Origin of the sequence: Paenibacillus oenotherae, from assembly GCF_019443105.1 — a bacterium.
Classification (GTDB): domain Bacteria; phylum Bacillota; class Bacilli; order Paenibacillales; family Paenibacillaceae; genus Paenibacillus_Z; species Paenibacillus_Z oenotherae.
Genome location: NZ_JAHZIJ010000004.1, coordinates 123,671 through 141,859, shown reverse-complemented (window position 1 = coordinate 141,859; position 18,189 = coordinate 123,671). Strand labels below are relative to the sequence as shown.

Here is an 18,189-nt window from a genome sequence, read left to right as displayed (position 1 = left end):
AAGATACAGAGGGGTTATCCTGTAACAGTCATGTGAGACTGCTGCAGGATAACCTTTTTTTATAAGGCGGGTAGAATATTCTAAATGACCATGCAGGTATTAATTGGTAAATATACAGTTGTATTAAAAATCTTTCATTTCTCATCCTCCACTATTTACGAACTACAAAATAACCTTCAGTAGGCATACCCACATATTCAAATCCAGGGAATATTCGCACATCTCCCTTGGTGTCTATCACTCCATAATCATAATTATGGTTACGAATAATTGCATATCCATCAAAAAAGCGTTCCGCATACTCAAACTGAGGTTCGATAACATATTCCCCCGACGGATTGATGTAGCCCCATTTGCCTTTTATTCTTACGGGTGCCAGTCCATTGGAGAACTCTGCCGCTTCCCGGTACTGCAACGGAATAACTTCTATTCCCTCTTTATTGATGAAACCGAACTTTTTCCCTCTGCTAACGACGGCATAGCCCTCTGAAAATCTCCCAATATAATTGTACCTGCCTTGGTTCACTGTCTTCCCTTCAGTATCGATCAGCCGCGCCGTCCCATCATTAAATACAATAGCTACTCCTCCATCGAAGTCGAATGCAAATTGATATTCGCACGGGATGACAACATTCGAATCGCTGTCGATATACCCAAGGAACCTGTCTGATCGTATAACTGCACGATTGTTGTATAAGCCGCCTTCAAGGCGTGGGTCCGATAACAGAATTTCACCTTGTTTATTAATGACATGTTTTTTCTTTCCGAGTGCTACCACGGACTGGTTTGTACGAAAAGACCCAGCATCATCGTACAAGTTCGGAAGCCGTAAATGGAACGATGTATCAATAAATCCGACCTTGTTCCGTTCATCTCTAACGCTAGCAAGCCCCTCTCTAAACTGAGTGAAGTCGCGATGGGGAGTGGGGACTTTTAATTCGCCCTCAAGTGTAAGGTAATAAAAACACCCCTCTTTCTCGACAAGTGAATAGCCGTCAGAAAAAATCGTCACACTGTCAAACTCCATCTTAATTTTGATATCCCCTTCTAGATTCATAAATCCATATTTGCACATAAAAATACCTCTTTCATTGATAATGACCGAACCACTTTGTGAACTCAACATGATCCTTAATTAATGGAAAATAGTATTGACAATGCCCCCGTAGATTAGCTGCTTTTGCAAAACCGAAATTTTTCAAGGCATGGTTAAGGCGGGTTGTTCAGACAAATACCATTCTACCAAATATCGGGGCTTTTTTTGAATTTCTAAATCTTTAATCTATAAATACGAATAGGTTAAATAGTTATAAAATGGTTGATAATTGAAATTCATATGCTAAAATGTAAAAGAGAAATATTTTCCTAACGGTAGAATATACGAATTGTGGCATTGACGATGAATCATAATGAAAAGGGGAGAATTTATGAAAAAGAGATTATTTACAATTTGTCTGACTGCAGCACTGGCTTCTTCTGTCTTTCTCTTTCAACCTTCAACTGTGAGTGCGGACCTGCACACGCCGGGGAAGACATGCACGGGTTACACTTATATTGGTTATAACTATGTGCCTGGGGTTGGTTATGTCCAATATATTATTTCGAAGCAAATCTGCGAATAGAGGAGGGTGAACGGTCAGATGAAAAAGAAGCTATTGTCACTTTGTCTAGCAACTATTATGGTCGCTTCGTCGATGTTGGTTGCTGCCCCGACCGCTAATGCAGGATGTGTCTGGGTAATGAAGTCGATCTGGACGTATATTCCGGGGTACGGTTATTATGAGAATGTTATTATTCGCAAGGAATGCTAGAATAGCGAACAAGATCAGGCCCTGTTGATTCTATCAACAGGCCCGACTTTCGAGAAAGCTGCGGCATTCGTACTGAACGTTAACTTGAATGCGAAGATCAAACCAATCTGGCGTACAGCTCCACGCTACAATTTGAATGCCTGCCAAAGCGCAGGCTTTTTCGAGTTCTGGTCTACTGAAAGACCGAATACCTGCCAAAGTGCAGGCATTCTTCCGGATTTCCCCTCTATCGGTCGATTCCGCCTACTATTCCTGCTTTCTCGCAGGCTTTTTGCCATCTAAGGCTTATTCAACCAGAATGCCTGCACTTACGCAGGCTTCCTGCTCTACCTGCCGAGTTGAAGTCATCGCTGGCTATCGACTGTCTATCGATTGGCTCCCCTTTATAAGTCGAAATGCCGCCGTACTTTCTCAACATCCTGATCTGTTTGATCCTATCAACAGGTCTTTTTGATATAATGAGGTGCGAACCTATATATGCAAGCTCCATGCTAATGAGATGCACATGGGACATCCTTATTTCAGAAGCAGATGTTCGCACTATTAAAGTTCGAGAAATGAGGTTAATCCGTCATGATCATCGTGCAGTGTACCAAAAAGCTGGCGGGCGAACTCGGCGCTCCCATCGCAAGTGAAAAACCGCAGCAGGCTAACCCATTGTATTCGGCGAGCTGCTTGTAAAGCATATCTCCGAGAATATGCTTGCAGATCAAATCGATCAAGCGTTGGTTGACAGATATCTGGACAACGCCGGAGAGATTAGTTATGCCCCTACAAGCGATAGAAGTATCATTAGCCAGATCAATGAAATGGTGATGGATGCGAAGGATATAATGGAAATGAACAGGGCTAAGACTGGCGATCTGGGAATTAGCAAACATTCTTTTTATTTGAATTGTCTGCTCAATACCTGTAGAGTAGTGATTATTGTTATTAATGGAGTGATCTTTTGAGCAAAGCGAAGGGCAAGGGCGGGACAGGCAGAGGAACGGATCGCAAGGGCTGGAATCGATGGCAAGCAAGCGCCAAGAGAGCGAAGAACGCCCCTAAGCCGTACACCAGCAAGGGTACGAAGAAAGCGGATGACGCGAAGAGCACCAGCGGCAAGCCAGACAACAAATCGGTGTAGGACAATCAACCTGCAAACAGAAGGAGATAGAATCGTTTGAATCCTATAGAAGAGCAAGAAGGCGAGCTTTCGCCGAGTTATGAGGGAGTCATCAAATCTGCTAATCGATCGGCTAACTGGAGAGAGCGTCTGGAAGCTGTTCACGCGCTCAGCCAGTGGAATACCGGTCAAGTCATCGAAGTTCTTACACGTATGATGAATAACGATCCCGTGTATACCGTGCAAGAGGCTGCTTTCCGCAAGCTTCAGGAGTTGGGTGAGGATGTTCAAATGCCTGCAAGGAAACAAGGCGAGCGGATAAAAGGCACTGCGAAAATACTGATCAGAATTAAGAAGAGCTTGCCGCAAGGCCATGCGTTCCAGGAATTCAAGGAAAAGCTGCAGAAGATGAGAAGCGATGTGTATGACACCTATGAAGGCGAGAAGGGTGCTGGCTTTGACGAATGGCTCCAGGAAACGTGGGCGTCTCTGCGGACCAGGTAAGCAATTTAATACAACAATCTGTATAGAAGGAGTTACCACACAGTATGGCAATAGAAATTAACCCTCAGGAAACACCGAATCCCAATGCGATGAAGATTAATGCGAATCAAACTATATTTGAAGGTCCCAGAAGCACTTCTCTGAAGGCCGGAGATGAAACCGATCACCCCTTGGCCCGTGCTCTGCTTAGCATCGAGGGTGTTGATAACATTTTTGGGATTAGAGATTTTGTTACGATCAGCAAGACAGCGGATGCGCAGTGGGATGCGATTCTCCCGAAAGTGGAAGAGGCCTTCAAAGCCGTATACGCTTAAAACGGTTGCGCTGTTGATCGGATCATGCTCCATTCCCCTTTACGGGCAAGCGACGATTCCTAGAAAGACTCAAAACAGCAGTCCCCGAAGACATCCTCAAGATGCCTAAGGGGACTGTTTCTTTTTGTCAGTCAATGACATTATAGATGACTCTGGCGATGATATCCTGATTGTAATTGCCGAAGGACTTGCCGTAGATCGTTAAGCCGCCGCTGTTGTTGGTCTCGGAGACAGCCAGCTTGAACTTGATATCCGATTTCATTGTCAGCTGGATATCCTGCAGCGTCACATCGGAAATGCGGCACCCGTCAATGAAGGAGCCCTCCTTATTGATTCTAAGCAGCTTGAGCAATCCGTATTGGTTCAAGTGAGGCGGCCACCAGTCCGGGTTGATCTTGCCTTTCACCCCTCCGAAGTCTCCGGGAGAAGTCCAGTATCCAAGCTCGATATCGTTGATATAGAAATGGATGTCCGACGGCCAGTTGTTATTATAGGATGGGGCCTCGGAGCTTAGCTCCATAATAAACTGCAGCTCGCTGAATTCTTGATTCGCCTTCAAGTAATTAGGAATTCTGTATTCCAGAAATCCCTTGCTCAGCCATACGATACCCGCATTAATATGCTGAGGGTCGGCGAAGTATCTGGGATCGTCAAATTCACCCACTATACTGTCCTTTGTAGCCAATCCGCAAGTAGGCTCAGCATAGAAATCGCAATAATGCCCCACCATAATCTCATACTCATATAGGTTCTCGGGCTCCTTATTGATTAACTCCACAGTAAGCATGTCCTCATTCAAGTAGCAAATTTTCTGAATGCCATGTTTGCCCACTGCGGTTGTAATATCAATCAAGCCGCTTTCCTCCAGCTTTTTGATATGCATGGTAACCGCACCGTTGGTCAGCTGCAGCTTTTCGGCAATTTCATTCAAATTCATGCTTTCGTATTTGTTCAGCAGCTCCAGAATCTCAATGCGAATTTCAGAGCTGAGCGCTTTAAATATGTTCAAGCCGGATCGCAGCTTCTTTATATGAATCATGACGGCACCCCTTATCGCAAACAACTATTATGTTTAGAAAATTATAAAACAATATAGATAAAAAGAAAAGATTCAGTTTTAAATGATGCCGAAAGCAGGGATACAGGCCGTGCATAAGGAGAATATGGCGAATAAAATGGCTTGGATCATGACAAAATAAGGGAGTTGTTGAATTTGGGATGTCATTTAGTTTATATTTTTGTGAACATAACAGAATAGAAAGCGCATACAAAAAAAGATTGACAGATAAAAAGCGGCATTATATCATGAAAACACGAATTGTTTTATAAAAACCTAAATCAATTCACATTTTTACATCTATTGGCTTTATTCCTTTAAGGATTAAGCATATACAAATTATTTGAGGGGGAAATGCTATGCGTAAGCGATTTACATTCGTGCTCTCTGTTGTTCTGGCGTTCACTTTGGTTATGGCTGGCTGCAGCGGCAACAACAACTCTGGCAGCAGTGAAGCGGGCAATGGCGGAGGAGCAGGAGAGAGCGCAGGTGCTACCGAGCTTTCGTTCTGGACATTTAATGAATTGCACCAGAAGTATTTCGAAGACATGGCAGCAAGATGGAATGAGAAGAACCCTGATAAGCAGATTAAATTGAAGGGAAGCACCTTCCCGTTCGAGGATTCTCATAGCAAGCTGCTCGTTGCGCTTCAGTCTGGAACAGGCGCCCCCGATCTGGCGGACATTGAACTTAGCAAGTTCCCGAACTACCTGAAAGGCAAGCCGCAATTGGCATCATTAAATGATGTGCTTGAGCCGGAATTCAGCCATTATGTGAAATCCAGAGCCGATATTTACGCTAAGGAAGGGCAGTACTATGGCATTGATTATCATGTAGGCGCTTCCGTGATCTATTATAACACAGAAATTTTAGGACAAGCGGGCATCAATCCCGACGATATCAAAACATGGGCGGATTACGAAGCTGCAGGCAAAACCGTCCTTGAGAAAACCGGCAAGCCGATGACGACGCTCGAAGTAGCTGACCAATGGTCCTTCTGGCCGCAGGTAGCACAGCTTGAAGGTCCTGATGATTTGTTGAAGGTGAACGGCGAAGTGAATCTGGATTCCCCGGATATTATTAAAGTATTGGAGTACCAGCAGAGCTTGATCAAGCAAGGCATTGCTGTCGCGGCACCAGGCAATATCCACCATGCGGAGGAGTATTACGGCTTTATGAACCAGGGCGGTGCGGCTTCTGTATGGATGCCGATGTGGTATATGGGCAGATTTATCGAGTATATGCCTGATCTGAAAGGCAAGATCGCAATTAAGCCGATGCCGGCCTGGAGTGAAGGCGCACCGCGCTCCGCAGGGATGGGCGGCACGGGCACAGTAGTAACGCTGCAATCCAAGCATCAGGAGCTGGCCAAAGAGTTTCTTGCTTTCGCCAAACTCTCTGTAGATGGCAATATTCAATTGTGGAAACAGATGGGCTTCGATCCGCCTCGCACAGATGTATGGGATATGCCGGAATTGAAAGAAGCCAATAAATTTACAGATTATTTCGGAGATGGCATCTTCAATGTATTGACTGAGGTGAAGGATGAGATTGAAGGCGTCAACATCGGTGAGAAAACACCTGAAGTATTCGATGCCATCGATACACAGATCGTATTCCGCGCACTTGTGAATAATGAAGACCCGGCTGCTGTATTGAAGGAAATTGCAGCGCAATTGAAGTAATCTCGCAGCGCAGAGGGAGTGTCACTGGCAATCCGGGTATTGCCGGTGATGCTCTATTCAAGAAAGGAGCAACTTCTATGGTTCGCAGCGGATCACGTGCCGAGTCCTCCTTAACGGGCGGCAAGCAGGTCACCAAGCGGAATAATATTTTGTACTCGCAAAAGCTGGCTCCTTATATATTTGTACTGCCTTTTATCATTTCGTTCTGTTTATTCTTTGCCTATCCGGTCTATTCTACGGTCATTATGAGCTTTCAGGAGGTCTTCCCCGGACAGGTGACTTTCGTTGGCCTGGACAATTACAAGGAGCTGTGGAACCCCACCTTCTTCAAGGCCGTGAAGAACAGCACGATCTACACGGTACTGACCTTGCTCGTATTGATCCCTGTTCCGCTCGTACTTGCTGTTTTCTTGAACTCCAAAAAGATGAAGGCCAAAAATTTCTTTCGATCCGTTACCTTCATCCCGGCGCTCATCTCGATTGTTGTGCTTGGCATCATTTTCAGATTGATGTTTGGCGGGCAGGAGACGGCGCTGATGAATCAGTTTATCGGCCTGTTCGGCTTGGAGAAGATAGCCTGGTTGAACAGTGCCAGTACAAGCATGCTCGTGCTGCTTGTCATTGCGACCTTCCGCTGGATTGGCGTCAATCTGCTTTATTTCCTGGCAGGGCTGCAGAACATCCCGCACAGCTTATACGAATCCGCTGAGATTGACGGCGCATCCACATGGGTGAAGTTTACGAGAATTACGATGCCGCTTCTGAAGCCGATTTCGATCTATGTGCTGACGATCAGCATCTACGGCGGTTATTCGATGTTCGTAGAGAGCTACATGCTGTATGCAGGAAACAAGTCTCCCAATGATATCGGACTTACCATTGTCGGATATCTGTACCGGACCGGGTTGGAGAAGGGCGAGCTTGGCTTTGGCTCTGCAGTTGGCATCACGCTGCTGCTGCTCACACTCGCGATCACTTTTATTCAATTGAAATTTTTCGGCATGTTCAAGAGGGAGGAATAGCCTGTGAACCACCAGAGAACAAAATGGACTCTTTCCTCGGTATCTCTCTTTGTCTTGTTTTTGCTGCTCTCGGCGCTCCTGCTGCTGCCGCTGTTCGCTATTATTCTGGGTTCATTGAAGCCTTCCACTGAGCTGCTCAGGTTTGGCTTGAATCTGAATATCGATACGGCTGTCATGTCGTTTAAGAATTATATCAGCTTGTTTAAGGATCCATTTTATTTTACATGGTATAAGAACAGCATTATGATTACGGTTTTATTCACGGTGCTCAGCCTTTTGTTCTCCTCTATGGTCGGGTATGGGCTGGCCGTGTACAAGTTCAGGCTGCGCAATGTAATATTTGCACTCGTGCTGGTCGTTATGATGATTCCGCTGGAAATTATTATGCTTCCTTTATATAAGCTTATGATCAGCCTTCACTTGATGGATACGCTGTGGGGCGCATTTCTGCCATTCGTTGTGGCTCCGCTGCCGATCTTCTTTTTCCGTCAATATGTTAGCGGTTTGCCTAAGGACTTTCTGGATGCTGCACGGGTGGATGGATGTACGGAGATCGGCATATTCCTGCGGATTATGATGCCGCTGATGGCGCCGGCGTTCTCGTCCATGGCGATTCTGCAGGCGCTTGGAAGCTGGAACAATTTCTTATGGCCGCTCATCGTATTGAAATCCAATGAAATGCTGACCCTTCCGATTGGTCTCAGCACGAAGCTGACGCCTTACGGAAATAACTACGACATCCTGATTGCCGGCTCGGTATTGGCGATTATACCGATTCTGCTCTTCTATATCTTCTTCCAGAAATACTTTATTGAAGGGATGACAGCGGGCGGGGTTAAAGGCTGATAGAGAGCACGAGCTTGTCCCCTTGTTGGTGTGGGCAGGCTGGGAGAGGAGTCTATACGGTGAACACTCTTATTCAGGAAATCAACCGGAAGGCGGAGCATTGTCCATGCGGCCGCCATGTCCGGATTGAGATGCATTGCAGCATCGGCCAGGGAGTCTTGCTGCAATTGCCAGATTATTTGACACAGGTGCAATGCCGCAATGTATTGATCGTTTGCGATTCCAATACGTGGCATGCAGCGGGCCAAAAGGTTGCCAGGATGCTGCAGCAGGCCGGATTGTCGCATCAAGTATGCTCAGTTGCGCCTGATGCCCTAGGAGATGTCATTGCAGACGAGCAGTCGATAGTGGAAATTATGCTGGAGACGACTTCGGAGACAGACTGCATCCTGGCAGTGGGGCCGGGGACGATTCATGATCTGGTGCGGTTTGTATGCGCGAAGCTTCATAAAAGGTTTATCTCTGTTCCTACGGCAGCATCCGTTGACGGATTTACTTCGGCAGGGGCTCCCTTGATCATTCGGGGAACGAAGAAGACGATTCAGACGACATCGCCAGCTGCCATGTTCGCGGATACGGATGTCATGATGCAAGCGCCCAAGTCATTAACGGCCGCAGGCTTCGGCGATATGCTTGGCAAATACACCTCTCTTGCGGACTGGAAATTTTCAAGAGAAACAGCGAACGAACCCTTTTGCCCTGTTGTCTATGAACTTACACAAGAGGCGCTGGCTTGCTGTGTAGAAGCTATCGATGAGATCGCCTGCGGTACAGAAGCAGGGATTCGGAAGCTGTTCGAAGCGCTGACGATCTCGGGATTCGCGATGCTCCTGGCAGATCACTCCCGCTCGGCGTCCGGCGCGGAGCATCATTTGTCCCATTACTGGGAGATGGACGGTATAAGGAACGGGAAGAAGCAGCTTCTGCATGGCGCCAAAGTAGGCGTTGCCGCAATCATCATTGCGAGGCTGTACAGAGGACTGGCGGAGGATGACAGGTTTCCATACGGTGCGATATTCCGGGACATTCCGCAGCCGGAGCAGCTTGCCGCCTTGCTCCATGCCGTTGGCGCGCCCACAACGCCGGAAGAGCTGGGCATCGGCAGCAGCTTGGTAGAACGCTCCTTGAAGGAAGCCTTTCTATTGAGGGAACGCAGTACAGGCTTGCGATGGATCAACATGAATAATGGCTGGGATTTTCTTAATAGAAATTGAACTTTAGAAAGTGCAACAGAGCGGAGCAGGGGGAATGATTCTGGAGAAGCGCTAGCGCTCGCCTTTGTTCCCGGAATTCCACCATTGAGAATCTAAATTCAAGAATTCCGGGAACAACAGCGATCGCAAGAACATTCCCCCAGCACAGCGGCTCTTTGTTCATCTCAAATTGAAAGGAACAGGTGAACGCAAGATGACGGATTCTTTGAGAGCAACGATGATCGTAGATAAAGCCTTCATTATTTCCACTATTGACGCAAGAATTTACGGCTCCTTCGTCGAGCATTTGGGGAGAGCGGTATATAACGGCATTTATGAGCCGGGCCATCCATTGGCCGATGAACAGGGCTTTCGCAAGGACGTTCTGGAGATGGTCAAAGAATTGCAGGTTCCTATCGTCCGTTACCCTGGCGGCAACTTCGTATCGGGGTATAACTGGGAAGATGGCGTAGGCCCCCGGGAGCAGCGGCCGAGAAGGCTGGACCTGGCTTGGAGGACAACGGAGACGAACCAGATCGGCACGAATGAGTTCGTCGATTGGGCGAAGAAAGCGGGCTCTGAGGTGATGATGGCTGTCAATCTTGGAACGAGAGGGATAGATGCAGCCCGAAATCTGGTCGAGTACTGCAATCATCAGGGCGGCTCGTATTGGAGCGACCTGCGCAAGCAGCACGGCTATGCAGAACCGCATCGGATCAAGACCTGGTGTCTGGGTAATGAAATGGATGGGCCGTGGCAGATCGGGCATAAGACTGCGGACGAATACGGCCGTCTGGCTGTGGAGACCGCCAAGGCGATGAAATGGGTGGATCCTGGTCTGGAGCTGGTTGCGTGCGGCAGCTCCAACACCGCCATGCCTACTTTCCCGCAATGGGAAGCTACGACGCTGGAGCATACGTATGAAGCGGCTGACTTCATTTCCCTGCATCAATATTACGGCAATCGGAGCAATGATACGGCAAGCTATTTGGCCTACTCGATGGATATGGATCATTTTATAAGGACGATTATCTCCACTTGCGATTACGTGAAGGCGAAGAAGCGCAGCAAGAAGACGATGTTCTTAAGCTTTGATGAATGGAATGTATGGTTTCACTCCAATGATGCGGATAAACGGCTGGAACCATGGGCCATCGCACCGCCTCAATTGGAGGATATCTATACCTTTGAGGATGCGCTGCTCGTAGGCAGCATGCTGATTACGCTGCTGCGCCACTCCGATCGGGTGAGGATGGCCTGCATGGCTCAGCTTGTTAACGTCATTGCGCCAATAATGACGGCGAACGGCGGAGCCTCGTGGAAACAAACGATTTTCTATCCTTACCTGCATGCGTCTGTCTATGGAAGAGGCGTTGCCTTGCAGCCTGTCGTTTCCTCGCCGAAATACGATTCCAAGGAATTTACAGATGTTCCTTATCTGGATTCCATTGCGGTACATCATCCGGAGAAGGATGAGCTGACGGTCTTCGCCATCAACCGCAGCCTGGAGAAGAGCTTGACGTTGGAATGTGATATAAGAAGCTTTGCGGATTATGCAATCATCGAGCATATCGTTCTGGAGCATGACGATTTGAAGGCTGTAAACACTGCGGAGCATGAAGCGGTGAGGCCTCACAACAACGGCAATGCCATCGTTCAAGACGGCAGAGTGAAGGCTGAGCTGTCCAAGCATTCCTGGAACGTGATCCGGCTGGGACGGAGAAAGGCTTAGAGCGAAACCATGTACGAGAAACGAAAGAGAGAACCTATGGGAATGGAGAGAGAACCTATGCTGAGCAATGAAAGGATCCTTAACCCGGTACTGGAGCAGCGTGCTGATCCATGGATGTACAAGCATACGGACGGCTTCTATTACTTCACAGCTTCTGTGCCGGAATACGACCGGATTGAGCTGCGCCGCGCAGGAACGATACAGGGTATCGGAAGCGCTGAGCCTGTCGTTGCTTGGAGGAAGCATGATTCCGGGCCGATGAGCGCACTGATTTGGGCTCCTGAGCTGCACTATATTGATGGCAAATGGTATATTTATTTTGCAGCGTCACAAACGACGGACATTATCGACGAATTGTTCGATCATCGCATGTACGTGCTTGAGAACGCATCGGCGAACCCGCTTGAAGGCGAGTGGACGGAGAAGGGCAGAATTCATACGGATATCGATTCCTTTTCTCTGGACGCTACCTCCTTCGAGCATCGGGGGATCAGATACCTGATCTGGGCGCAGAAAGATCCGGAGATTGCAGGGAACTCCAATCTCTATATCGCGGAGATGGAGAATCCGTGGACGATCAAGAGTCCCCAAGTGATGATTGCCAAGCCGGAGCATGAGTGGGAGATGATCGGTTTTCTGGTCAACGAAGGGCCTGCTGTGCTGATTCGGAACGGCAAAGTTTTCATCACCTATTCCGGCAGTGCAACCGATCATCATTATTGTATGGGAATATTGACGGCTTCCGAGGGCAGCAATTTGCTGGATCCGGCTTCCTGGAGCAAGTCGGATTCCCCGGTCTTCCAGAGCCATCCTGAAGTGAGGGCTTACGGTCCGGGCCATAACAGCTTCACGGTATCCAGCGATGGCAGTCAGGACATTATGGTCTATCATGCCCGCAATTACACGGAGATTACGGGTGACCCGCTCTATGATCCCAACCGTCATACACGGGCGCAAGCCTTTACATGGAGAGAGGACGGCACGCCGGATTTCGGCAGGCCCGTCGCAGATGCCATCAAGCAAGAGCTCTCGTAGCGCCGGACTGCATATTTTAACGCCGAGACATACGAGATGCAAGATGCGGGCCAGGCGAAACCTGCGAAACGGCATGTATTTGCTCGTTTCTGGCCCCATGAAGGTGAAATGCCTGCCAGCGTGCAGGTATTTCACCTTCGTTTCCCCTTATCGGCCGATTTTTGCTCAAATACATGCTTCATCGCAGGAATTTAACCATTATGGCGTCTTGTAACCAAAATTCATGCACATTCGCAGGCTTCTTACTTCGTCACTCTGCCTTCAACTTGGAGTGGGGAAAGGCGACGCCGGGGCACCTCCCAGCCGATGCAGGTTATGGCGGAAAACCAAGGAGGGCTGTTACGTCCCACCTATACAATGAAAGATGCTTCCATTCCCACTTTTAGTGGTTTTGGAGGCATCTTTTCATATCATTTGAGACTGACTCATTGGATATTGAACTTTTCGAACAGCCCTTTATTGCTTATACGCACCAGAAAAGGGATTCCGAAGTAATGATTTTATTGCACCAATCCTTTATAATGAGAATAATTATCATTTACAACATAGAGAGGGCTGGGTTCAATGAAGAGCAGCAACAATCTTTCGGATAAACTCGCTTCTTATCTATATAGACTAGACTATATGAAACATGCCGCCTCGAATCCTTCCCCCATTCATGTGGAGACTTCGGCCTATGGACTGCTGCTGCTGAAGGAAGCAAGGGGAGATGTTGTTATCAGCGGACGAAGCTATCCCCTGCAACGTCATAAGGTCTTCGTTCTGGAACCCCATGCGGCTGTCAAGCTCAGGATTCATCAGGAGGATAGGGCGGATTATTATTATATACGGTTTCATGCTCTGCAAGCGGTGGAGCAAGGCTGCTATGAGCCAGCAGAACTGGATTGTCCAGTCGAGCTGTTCCCTGCCCATTTTCAAATTCTAATGGACTGGATTCATGAGATGGAGAGCAAGCTGCGCAGCGGGAACAGCTGGGATAGCATGAAGGCGAATATTATATTCCAGGAGATGATAGCGGCTCTCTTCCAGGATGCTGTTCGCGAGCAGCAGCAGCCGGATTGGAACCAGGCGATTAGCGTGACGATGGATTATATGGAGCGCAACTATCATCAGAACATTACGCGAACGAAGCTGTCCGAGATGGCGGGCATGAGTGCAGATTATTACTCGCGCGCATTCAAGAAGAAGGTCGGGAAAAGCCCGATGGAATATTTGGCCGATATCCGCATCAGACAGGCCAAGCAATCCCTTCTGCTCACTGGCGATTCCTTCCGTTCGATCGCCCAGAGCGTCGGCTTTAGCGATGAGTTTTATTTTAGCCGCAAATTCAAAGCGACGACAGGCCGCTCGCCGACCTCCTATGTGAAAAAAATCAAATATTCGGACAAGATCGCCTCACTTAAGCATCTGCTCACCGGCCATCTGATTGCGCTTGGCATCGAGCCTTACGCCGCTGTCATTAATAATGCGTATCCGGTAACGACAAGATTCCGCAACACGGTTGCGCTCGGTGACTTCAAGCCGGATCTGGAGAAGCTGATGAGCGCCAAGCCGGACTTGATCATTACGAGTGAGTTCCGCGATTATGAAAAATCACAGAAAGAGAAAATCTATGATCAAATCGCCCCGACGATAACGCTTCCTTATTATCAGGACTGGCGCGATCATTTCATGACGATCGCCAAGATTGTAGGCAAGGATAATGAGGCAAGCGATTGGCTGGAGCGGTATGAATGCAAGGCGGAGAAGATTCAGAAGCAATTGAAGGCCCGTATTGGAGATGAGACGATTCTTGTTGTCGGTATTGGCGAAGGCAGAATGTGCGTGTACGGGCAGCGCAACATTGGGACGGTTCTCTATGGCGACTTGAAGCTGGGCGTTCCGAGAGGAGTAGCGGAAATTGATCATTACAAGGAGATTGCGACGCTTGAGGAACTGGCCGCATTCGAGGGGGATCGCATTCTGTTGACCAGCTTTCAGCATGACGGCACAGCTCATATGGATAGCGCAATTCGCAGCGAAGTCCAGGCGTTGTGGGCGAATCAACAATGGCTTGCCTTGAAGGCTGTCAGCAACAGGGCTGTCTATGCGATGTACGACAGTCAGCATCTCTATACGTGCTATACTTCCTTGACCCATGATCTGTTCCTGGATAAAGCGCAGCAGCTGCTCATGTCGGATTCGTCCAAATGCCAGTCTTAAATGTCCATGTTCATTGCGAAGATCTGCCGTATAATTATCAATGAGAATCAATATCAATAGAGGATCTAGACAGGAACAGACAGGGAGAGGGACAGAAAAATGTACAGATCAAGAAAAGCATTAGTGGCATTGGCCGCAATTATGTTGGTTGTGTTCGTTATCGCAGGCTGCGGTGCGAACAAGAATGAGGAATCGGCCGCGAAGGGGAACCAGCAGGAGACGACTGGCGGCAAGGATAACACAAGCAGCACGGGCACCGCAGAGGATGCCGACACGGTTCGCGTCATTGACCATGCCATGGGGAAGACAGCAATAAAAGGAACGCCGACAAGGATCGTAACCTTGTATCAGGGCGCGACTGATGTCGCGGTTGCTCTGGGCGTAAAGCCGGTTGGGGTTGTTGATTCATGGGCAGAGCAGCCCATGTACAAATATTTGAGAGCGGATCTGGAAGGCGTCCAGCATGTCGGTCTGGAAACACAGCCGAATCTGGAGGAGATCGCCAAGCTGAAGCCGGATTTGATCATTGCGACCAAGCTGCGGCATGAGGAAATTTATGAGCAGCTTTCTCAAATCGCGCCGACAGTTACCCATGAGACGGTCTATAAGTTCAAGGATACAGTGGAATTGATGGGGAAGGCGATGAACAAGCAGGACGAGGCTGCCAAGCTTCTCGCAGATTGGGATAAGCGCGTAGCTGATTTCAAAGTGAAGATCAAGGAAAAGCTGGGCGATCAATGGCCGCTGGAGCAAGCTATTCTGAACTTTAGAGCCGATCATGCCCGCGTTTATGTGACAGGTTACGCTGGTGATATTCTGGAGGAGCTTGGTTTTGTTCGTCCGGCGGCGCATCAGGCGGAGGTGGACAAGGGTACAGTCGTCCTCAAGCTGACGAGCAAAGAAAGCATTCCCAGCATGAATTCGAAGCTGTTCTTTATTTTCAAGTTTGATGCTGAAGAGGATGCGGCTGTCGAGAAAACCTTCAAGGAATGGACGAGCCATCCATTGTGGAGGGATCTTGATGCTGTGAAGAATAACAAGGTTTACATGGTCAATGAGGTTACGTGGAATAATGCGGGCGGCATCCTTTCCGCCAACAATATGCTGGATGAGGTATATGAGCATTTTGAATTGGCCAAATAAGGCCTGGCAGTATCTATAAGAAGACGCAAGAATAGGACGGATGCGAAAGCCCTCCTATTTTTGTTTTTTCTCAAACTAAGAAAGAAGAGGGACATAATGACACCTTTATTCCCCCGTACATCATGGAAAATCTGGGGTTTTGTTTTCGCTTCATGTCTATTCATTATTTCATTTGTTTCCAGCATCGCGTTTGGCCAAATTCCGATTCCCTTCGGAACGACGATTGACGCCTTTGTGAATTATGATCCTTCCTCTACGGAGCATATTGTCATTACAACAACGCGAATATCGCGGGCAGTTATTGCGACAGTCATCGGAGCCAGTCTTGCGATAGCAGGGGCGTTCATGCAGGCGCTAACCAGGAATCCGCTTGCGTCGCCCAGCATTTTCGGGATCAATGCAGGCGCGATCTTTTTTATCGTGTTTGCTGCTACCTACTTCTCCGTTTCCTCACTGACTCATTTCATGTGGATCGGGTTCATAGGGGCAGGGGTTGCGGCAGTCCTTGTCTATGGCTTGGGGTCGCTGGGCCGGGATGGATTGACTCCTATCAAAATTGTACTGGCGGGTGCGGCGATTTCTGCCCTGTTCGTCTCCTTTACCCAAGGGCTGCTCGTCATCAGCGAGCAAAATCTGGAGGGGGTGCTGTTCTGGCTGGCTGGCTCGGTTGCAGGTAGAGAGCTCGACATGCTGCTGCCAATATTGCCGTTCATGGCCGGTGCCGCCGTTCTGGCCTTTCTTCTCGGCCGTCCGGTTAATATATTGACATCAGGGGATGATGTAGCCAAAGGCCTCGGACAACGGACGATACTGGTGAAGCTGCTGATTGCCGTTGTTGTTATTGTTCTGGCAGGAGGGTCTGTCGCGGTAGGCGGCTCCATTGGCTTCATAGGACTCATCGTTCCGCATATCGTGCGCTCACTTGTCGGCATCGATTATCGCTGGATTGTTCCTTACTGCGCACTGATTGGCGCGAGCCTGCTGCTGTTGGCGGATGTCGTGGCCAGGTTTGTCATTATGCCTCAGGAAATGCCTATCGGCGTCATGACAGCGTTCATTGGGACACCGTTCTTCATCTACATTGCACGCAGGGGGTTTACGCGGGAATGAACAATATGACGGCAATACGAAGCCGCCGGGGCAAGCTCTCCTTCCTTATCGATAAGAAAGCAGTAATGACAACAGTCCTGTTGTTTGGTTTATTATTGCTGCTGTTCATTGCGGGGCTGTCGATCGGAAGTACGATGCTTCACCCGGTAGAAGTATTCAAGCATCTGCTGGGCATGGGAACCGGTGAATACAACTTTATTATTGATACAATAAGACTGCCGCGCATGCTGCTCTCCTTGCTTGTTGGAGCGGCGCTTGGCGTATCCGGCTTGATTCTGCAGGGGATCGTCCGCAATCCGCTGGCATCTCCGGATATTATCGGGATTACAGGCGGCGCGTCAGTGGCGGCGGTTATCTTCATCGTTTATTTCTCAGCTGCGCTAAGCATGAAATGGCTGCCGCTCGCAGCCATACTTGGGGCGACGCTCATCTCCCTGCTTATCTACTCTCTGGCGTGGAAAAAAGGTGTGACACCTATACGGCTTGTGCTGATCGGAATCGGAGTAGCAGCCTCTACGGGTGCTTGTACAACGATGATGATTGTCCTTAGCTCGACAGCTTCATTGAATCAGGCCTACATATGGATGACCGGAAGTGTGTACGGAGCCAACTGGAATGAAGTAACTTCCATGCTGACATGGCTGCTGATAAGTGTGCCGCTTGCGCTCTTTTTCTCAAGATCTGTCAATGTGCAGGAGCTGGGAGACCAGGTCGCGATTGGTCTTGGAGCAAGAGTCCAGCGGGACCGGTTCTGCTTGCTGCTGATCAGTGTGGCATTGGCGGGATCCGCCGTGGCTTATGCCGGAGGAATCGGATTTGTCGGCTTAATCGCTCCCCATATTTCACGGAAAATAGTGGGGCGCTCGTTCGCAAGTGTAGTTCCGGTGTGTGCGATGATCGGCGGATTAATCGTGTGTGCAGCGGATATTATTGCCAGAACCGCCTTTCTTCCGCTTGATATTCCGGCAGGTGTATTTACCGCTGGCATCGGTGCGCCATTCTTTATTTATTTGCTGTTCAAGAATCGGAATAATTGAGGGGTCTGTCCAGAATGTCCAATATCCCATGCGTCAGTCCCAAATCATGTGAGAAGATGCTTCCAAAACCATTGAAATTGAAAGGTGGAACTGGAAGCATCTTTTTTATATAGGAGGCTCGTAGTGGGGACTCTTCATCAATTCTGGGGCAACCCATTCTCCAAGTGGTTTGAAGGCAGTGTGACGGCGTAAGAAGAGAGAAACCTGCGAATGGGCATGAATTTCGGCTACAAGACGCCATAACGGTAAAATTCCTGCGACAATGCATGAATGTGAGGGGAAATCGGCCGTTAAGGGGAAACGAAGGTGAAATGCCTGCACTCTGGCAGGCATTTCACCTTCATGGGGTCAGAAAGGAGAAAAAAACTGCGGTTTCGCATGTTTTGCCTA

At 48.6% G+C, this 18,189-nt stretch carries 17 protein-coding genes; 15 read left to right on the top strand and 2 right to left on the bottom strand.

Features of this window, described 5'->3' with window-relative positions; all coding sequences use genetic code 11:
* Nucleotides 1-151 precede the first annotated feature (151 nt).
* Nucleotides 152-1,075: a WG repeat-containing protein gene (locus tag K0T92_RS08465; RefSeq protein WP_219872017.1), complete on the bottom strand. Its 924-nt coding sequence runs from the start codon at nucleotides 1,073-1,075 to the stop codon at nucleotides 152-154.
* A gap of 565 nt (nucleotides 1,076-1,640) precedes the next feature.
* Between K0T92_RS08465 and K0T92_RS08460 the strand changes: the two genes are divergently transcribed.
* The 5 genes from K0T92_RS08460 to K0T92_RS08445 all read left to right on the top strand — a co-directional run bounded on the left by K0T92_RS08460 (nucleotide 1,641) and on the right by K0T92_RS08445 (nucleotide 3,737).
* A complete protein-coding gene (locus K0T92_RS08460; protein ID WP_219872016.1) occupies nucleotides 1,641-1,811 on the top strand; it encodes a hypothetical protein in 171 nt (56 codons plus the stop codon).
* Between the two features lie 656 nt (nucleotides 1,812-2,467).
* On the top strand, nucleotides 2,468-2,764 hold the full coding sequence (locus K0T92_RS25610; RefSeq protein ID WP_425517641.1) for a DUF6933 domain-containing protein: 297 nt from the start codon (nucleotides 2,468-2,470) through the stop codon (nucleotides 2,762-2,764).
* Nucleotides 2,761-2,940 (top strand): DUF3934 family protein, encoded by a 180-nt coding sequence (locus K0T92_RS08455; protein WP_219872015.1) that lies wholly within the window; start codon nucleotides 2,761-2,763, stop codon nucleotides 2,938-2,940. Before K0T92_RS25610 ends, K0T92_RS08455 begins: the two co-directional genes overlap by 4 nt.
* A gap of 45 nt (nucleotides 2,941-2,985) precedes the next feature.
* On the top strand, nucleotides 2,986-3,423 hold the full coding sequence (locus K0T92_RS08450; RefSeq protein ID WP_219872167.1) for a HEAT repeat domain-containing protein: 438 nt from the start codon (nucleotides 2,986-2,988) through the stop codon (nucleotides 3,421-3,423).
* Between the two features lie 44 nt (nucleotides 3,424-3,467).
* Nucleotides 3,468-3,737 carry a NifU N-terminal domain-containing protein gene (locus tag K0T92_RS08445; RefSeq protein ID WP_219872014.1) on the top strand — a complete coding sequence of 90 codons (270 nt, stop codon included), beginning with the start codon at nucleotides 3,468-3,470 and terminating at the stop codon, nucleotides 3,735-3,737.
* Between the two features lie 127 nt (nucleotides 3,738-3,864).
* Here the strand turns inward: K0T92_RS08445 and K0T92_RS08440 are convergent, their stop codons facing one another.
* On the bottom strand, nucleotides 3,865-4,776 hold the full coding sequence (locus K0T92_RS08440) for an ArsR/SmtB family transcription factor (protein WP_219872013.1): 912 nt from the start codon (nucleotides 4,774-4,776) through the stop codon (nucleotides 3,865-3,867).
* 377 nt (nucleotides 4,777-5,153) lie between these two features.
* On the opposite strand from K0T92_RS08440, the gene K0T92_RS08435 reads away from it, so the two are divergent.
* The 10 genes from K0T92_RS08435 to K0T92_RS08390 all read left to right on the top strand — a co-directional run bounded on the left by K0T92_RS08435 (nucleotide 5,154) and on the right by K0T92_RS08390 (nucleotide 17,799).
* Nucleotides 5,154-6,479, top strand: coding sequence for an ABC transporter substrate-binding protein (locus K0T92_RS08435; RefSeq protein WP_219872012.1), 1,326 nt, complete (start codon nucleotides 5,154-5,156; stop codon nucleotides 6,477-6,479).
* A gap of 77 nt (nucleotides 6,480-6,556) precedes the next feature.
* Nucleotides 6,557-7,501 (top strand): carbohydrate ABC transporter permease, encoded by a 945-nt coding sequence (locus K0T92_RS08430; RefSeq protein WP_219872011.1) that lies wholly within the window; start codon nucleotides 6,557-6,559, stop codon nucleotides 7,499-7,501.
* A 3-nt stretch (nucleotides 7,502-7,504) separates the two neighbouring features.
* The gene (locus K0T92_RS08425; RefSeq protein ID WP_219872010.1) at nucleotides 7,505-8,347 is read left to right on the top strand and encodes a carbohydrate ABC transporter permease; all 843 of its coding nucleotides are present in this window, start codon (nucleotides 7,505-7,507) and stop codon (nucleotides 8,345-8,347) included.
* 59 nt (nucleotides 8,348-8,406) lie between these two features.
* Nucleotides 8,407-9,561, top strand: a complete 1,155-nt coding sequence (locus tag K0T92_RS08420) for a sn-glycerol-1-phosphate dehydrogenase (protein WP_219872009.1) — start codon at nucleotides 8,407-8,409, stop codon at nucleotides 9,559-9,561.
* A gap of 193 nt (nucleotides 9,562-9,754) precedes the next feature.
* Nucleotides 9,755-11,272 (top strand): arabinosylfuranosidase ArfA, encoded by a 1,518-nt coding sequence (gene arfA, locus K0T92_RS08415; RefSeq protein WP_219872008.1) that lies wholly within the window; start codon nucleotides 9,755-9,757, stop codon nucleotides 11,270-11,272.
* Nucleotides 11,273-11,329: 57 nt separating this feature from the next.
* A complete protein-coding gene (locus K0T92_RS08410) occupies nucleotides 11,330-12,307 on the top strand; it encodes a glycoside hydrolase family 43 protein (RefSeq protein WP_219872007.1) in 978 nt (325 codons plus the stop codon).
* Nucleotides 12,308-12,871: 564 nt separating this feature from the next.
* Nucleotides 12,872-14,509 (top strand): AraC family transcriptional regulator, encoded by a 1,638-nt coding sequence (locus tag K0T92_RS08405; protein WP_219872006.1) that lies wholly within the window; start codon nucleotides 12,872-12,874, stop codon nucleotides 14,507-14,509.
* A 99-nt stretch (nucleotides 14,510-14,608) separates the two neighbouring features.
* The gene (locus K0T92_RS08400) at nucleotides 14,609-15,652 is read left to right on the top strand and encodes an ABC transporter substrate-binding protein (RefSeq protein ID WP_219872005.1); all 1,044 of its coding nucleotides are present in this window, start codon (nucleotides 14,609-14,611) and stop codon (nucleotides 15,650-15,652) included.
* 96 nt (nucleotides 15,653-15,748) lie between these two features.
* Nucleotides 15,749-16,762 (top strand): FecCD family ABC transporter permease, encoded by a 1,014-nt coding sequence (locus K0T92_RS08395; RefSeq protein ID WP_219872004.1) that lies wholly within the window; start codon nucleotides 15,749-15,751, stop codon nucleotides 16,760-16,762.
* Complete coding sequence (locus K0T92_RS08390) at nucleotides 16,759-17,799, top strand: FecCD family ABC transporter permease (protein WP_219872003.1); 1,041 nt, start codon at nucleotides 16,759-16,761, stop codon at nucleotides 17,797-17,799. The genes K0T92_RS08395 and K0T92_RS08390 overlap by 4 nt, the downstream gene beginning before the upstream one ends.
* The last annotated feature ends 390 nt before the right edge of the window (nucleotides 17,800-18,189 follow it).

Excerpts from the sequence above, each read along its gene's own strand:
- K0T92_RS08465 (WP_219872017.1), bottom strand. The coding sequence starts at position 1,075 with ATGTGCAAATATGGATTTATGAATCTAGAAGGGGATATCAAAATTAAG.
- K0T92_RS08460 (WP_219872016.1), top strand. The coding sequence starts at position 1,641 with ATGAAAAAGAAGCTATTGTCACTTTGTCTAGCAACTATTATGGTCGCT.
- K0T92_RS08445 (WP_219872014.1), top strand. The coding sequence starts at position 3,468 with ATGGCAATAGAAATTAACCCTCAGGAAACACCGAATCCCAATGCGATG.
- K0T92_RS08440 (WP_219872013.1), bottom strand. The coding sequence starts at position 4,776 with ATGATTCATATAAAGAAGCTGCGATCCGGCTTGAACATATTTAAAGCG.
- K0T92_RS08435 (WP_219872012.1), top strand. The coding sequence starts at position 5,154 with ATGCGTAAGCGATTTACATTCGTGCTCTCTGTTGTTCTGGCGTTCACT.
- K0T92_RS08430 (WP_219872011.1), top strand. The coding sequence starts at position 6,557 with ATGGTTCGCAGCGGATCACGTGCCGAGTCCTCCTTAACGGGCGGCAAG.
- arfA (WP_219872008.1), top strand. The coding sequence starts at position 9,755 with ATGACGGATTCTTTGAGAGCAACGATGATCGTAGATAAAGCCTTCATT.
- K0T92_RS08410 (WP_219872007.1), top strand. The coding sequence starts at position 11,330 with ATGCTGAGCAATGAAAGGATCCTTAACCCGGTACTGGAGCAGCGTGCT.
- K0T92_RS08405 (WP_219872006.1), top strand. The coding sequence starts at position 12,872 with ATGAAGAGCAGCAACAATCTTTCGGATAAACTCGCTTCTTATCTATAT.
- K0T92_RS08400 (WP_219872005.1), top strand. The coding sequence starts at position 14,609 with ATGTACAGATCAAGAAAAGCATTAGTGGCATTGGCCGCAATTATGTTG.
- K0T92_RS08395 (WP_219872004.1), top strand. The coding sequence starts at position 15,749 with ATGACACCTTTATTCCCCCGTACATCATGGAAAATCTGGGGTTTTGTT.
- K0T92_RS08390 (WP_219872003.1), top strand. The coding sequence starts at position 16,759 with ATGAACAATATGACGGCAATACGAAGCCGCCGGGGCAAGCTCTCCTTC.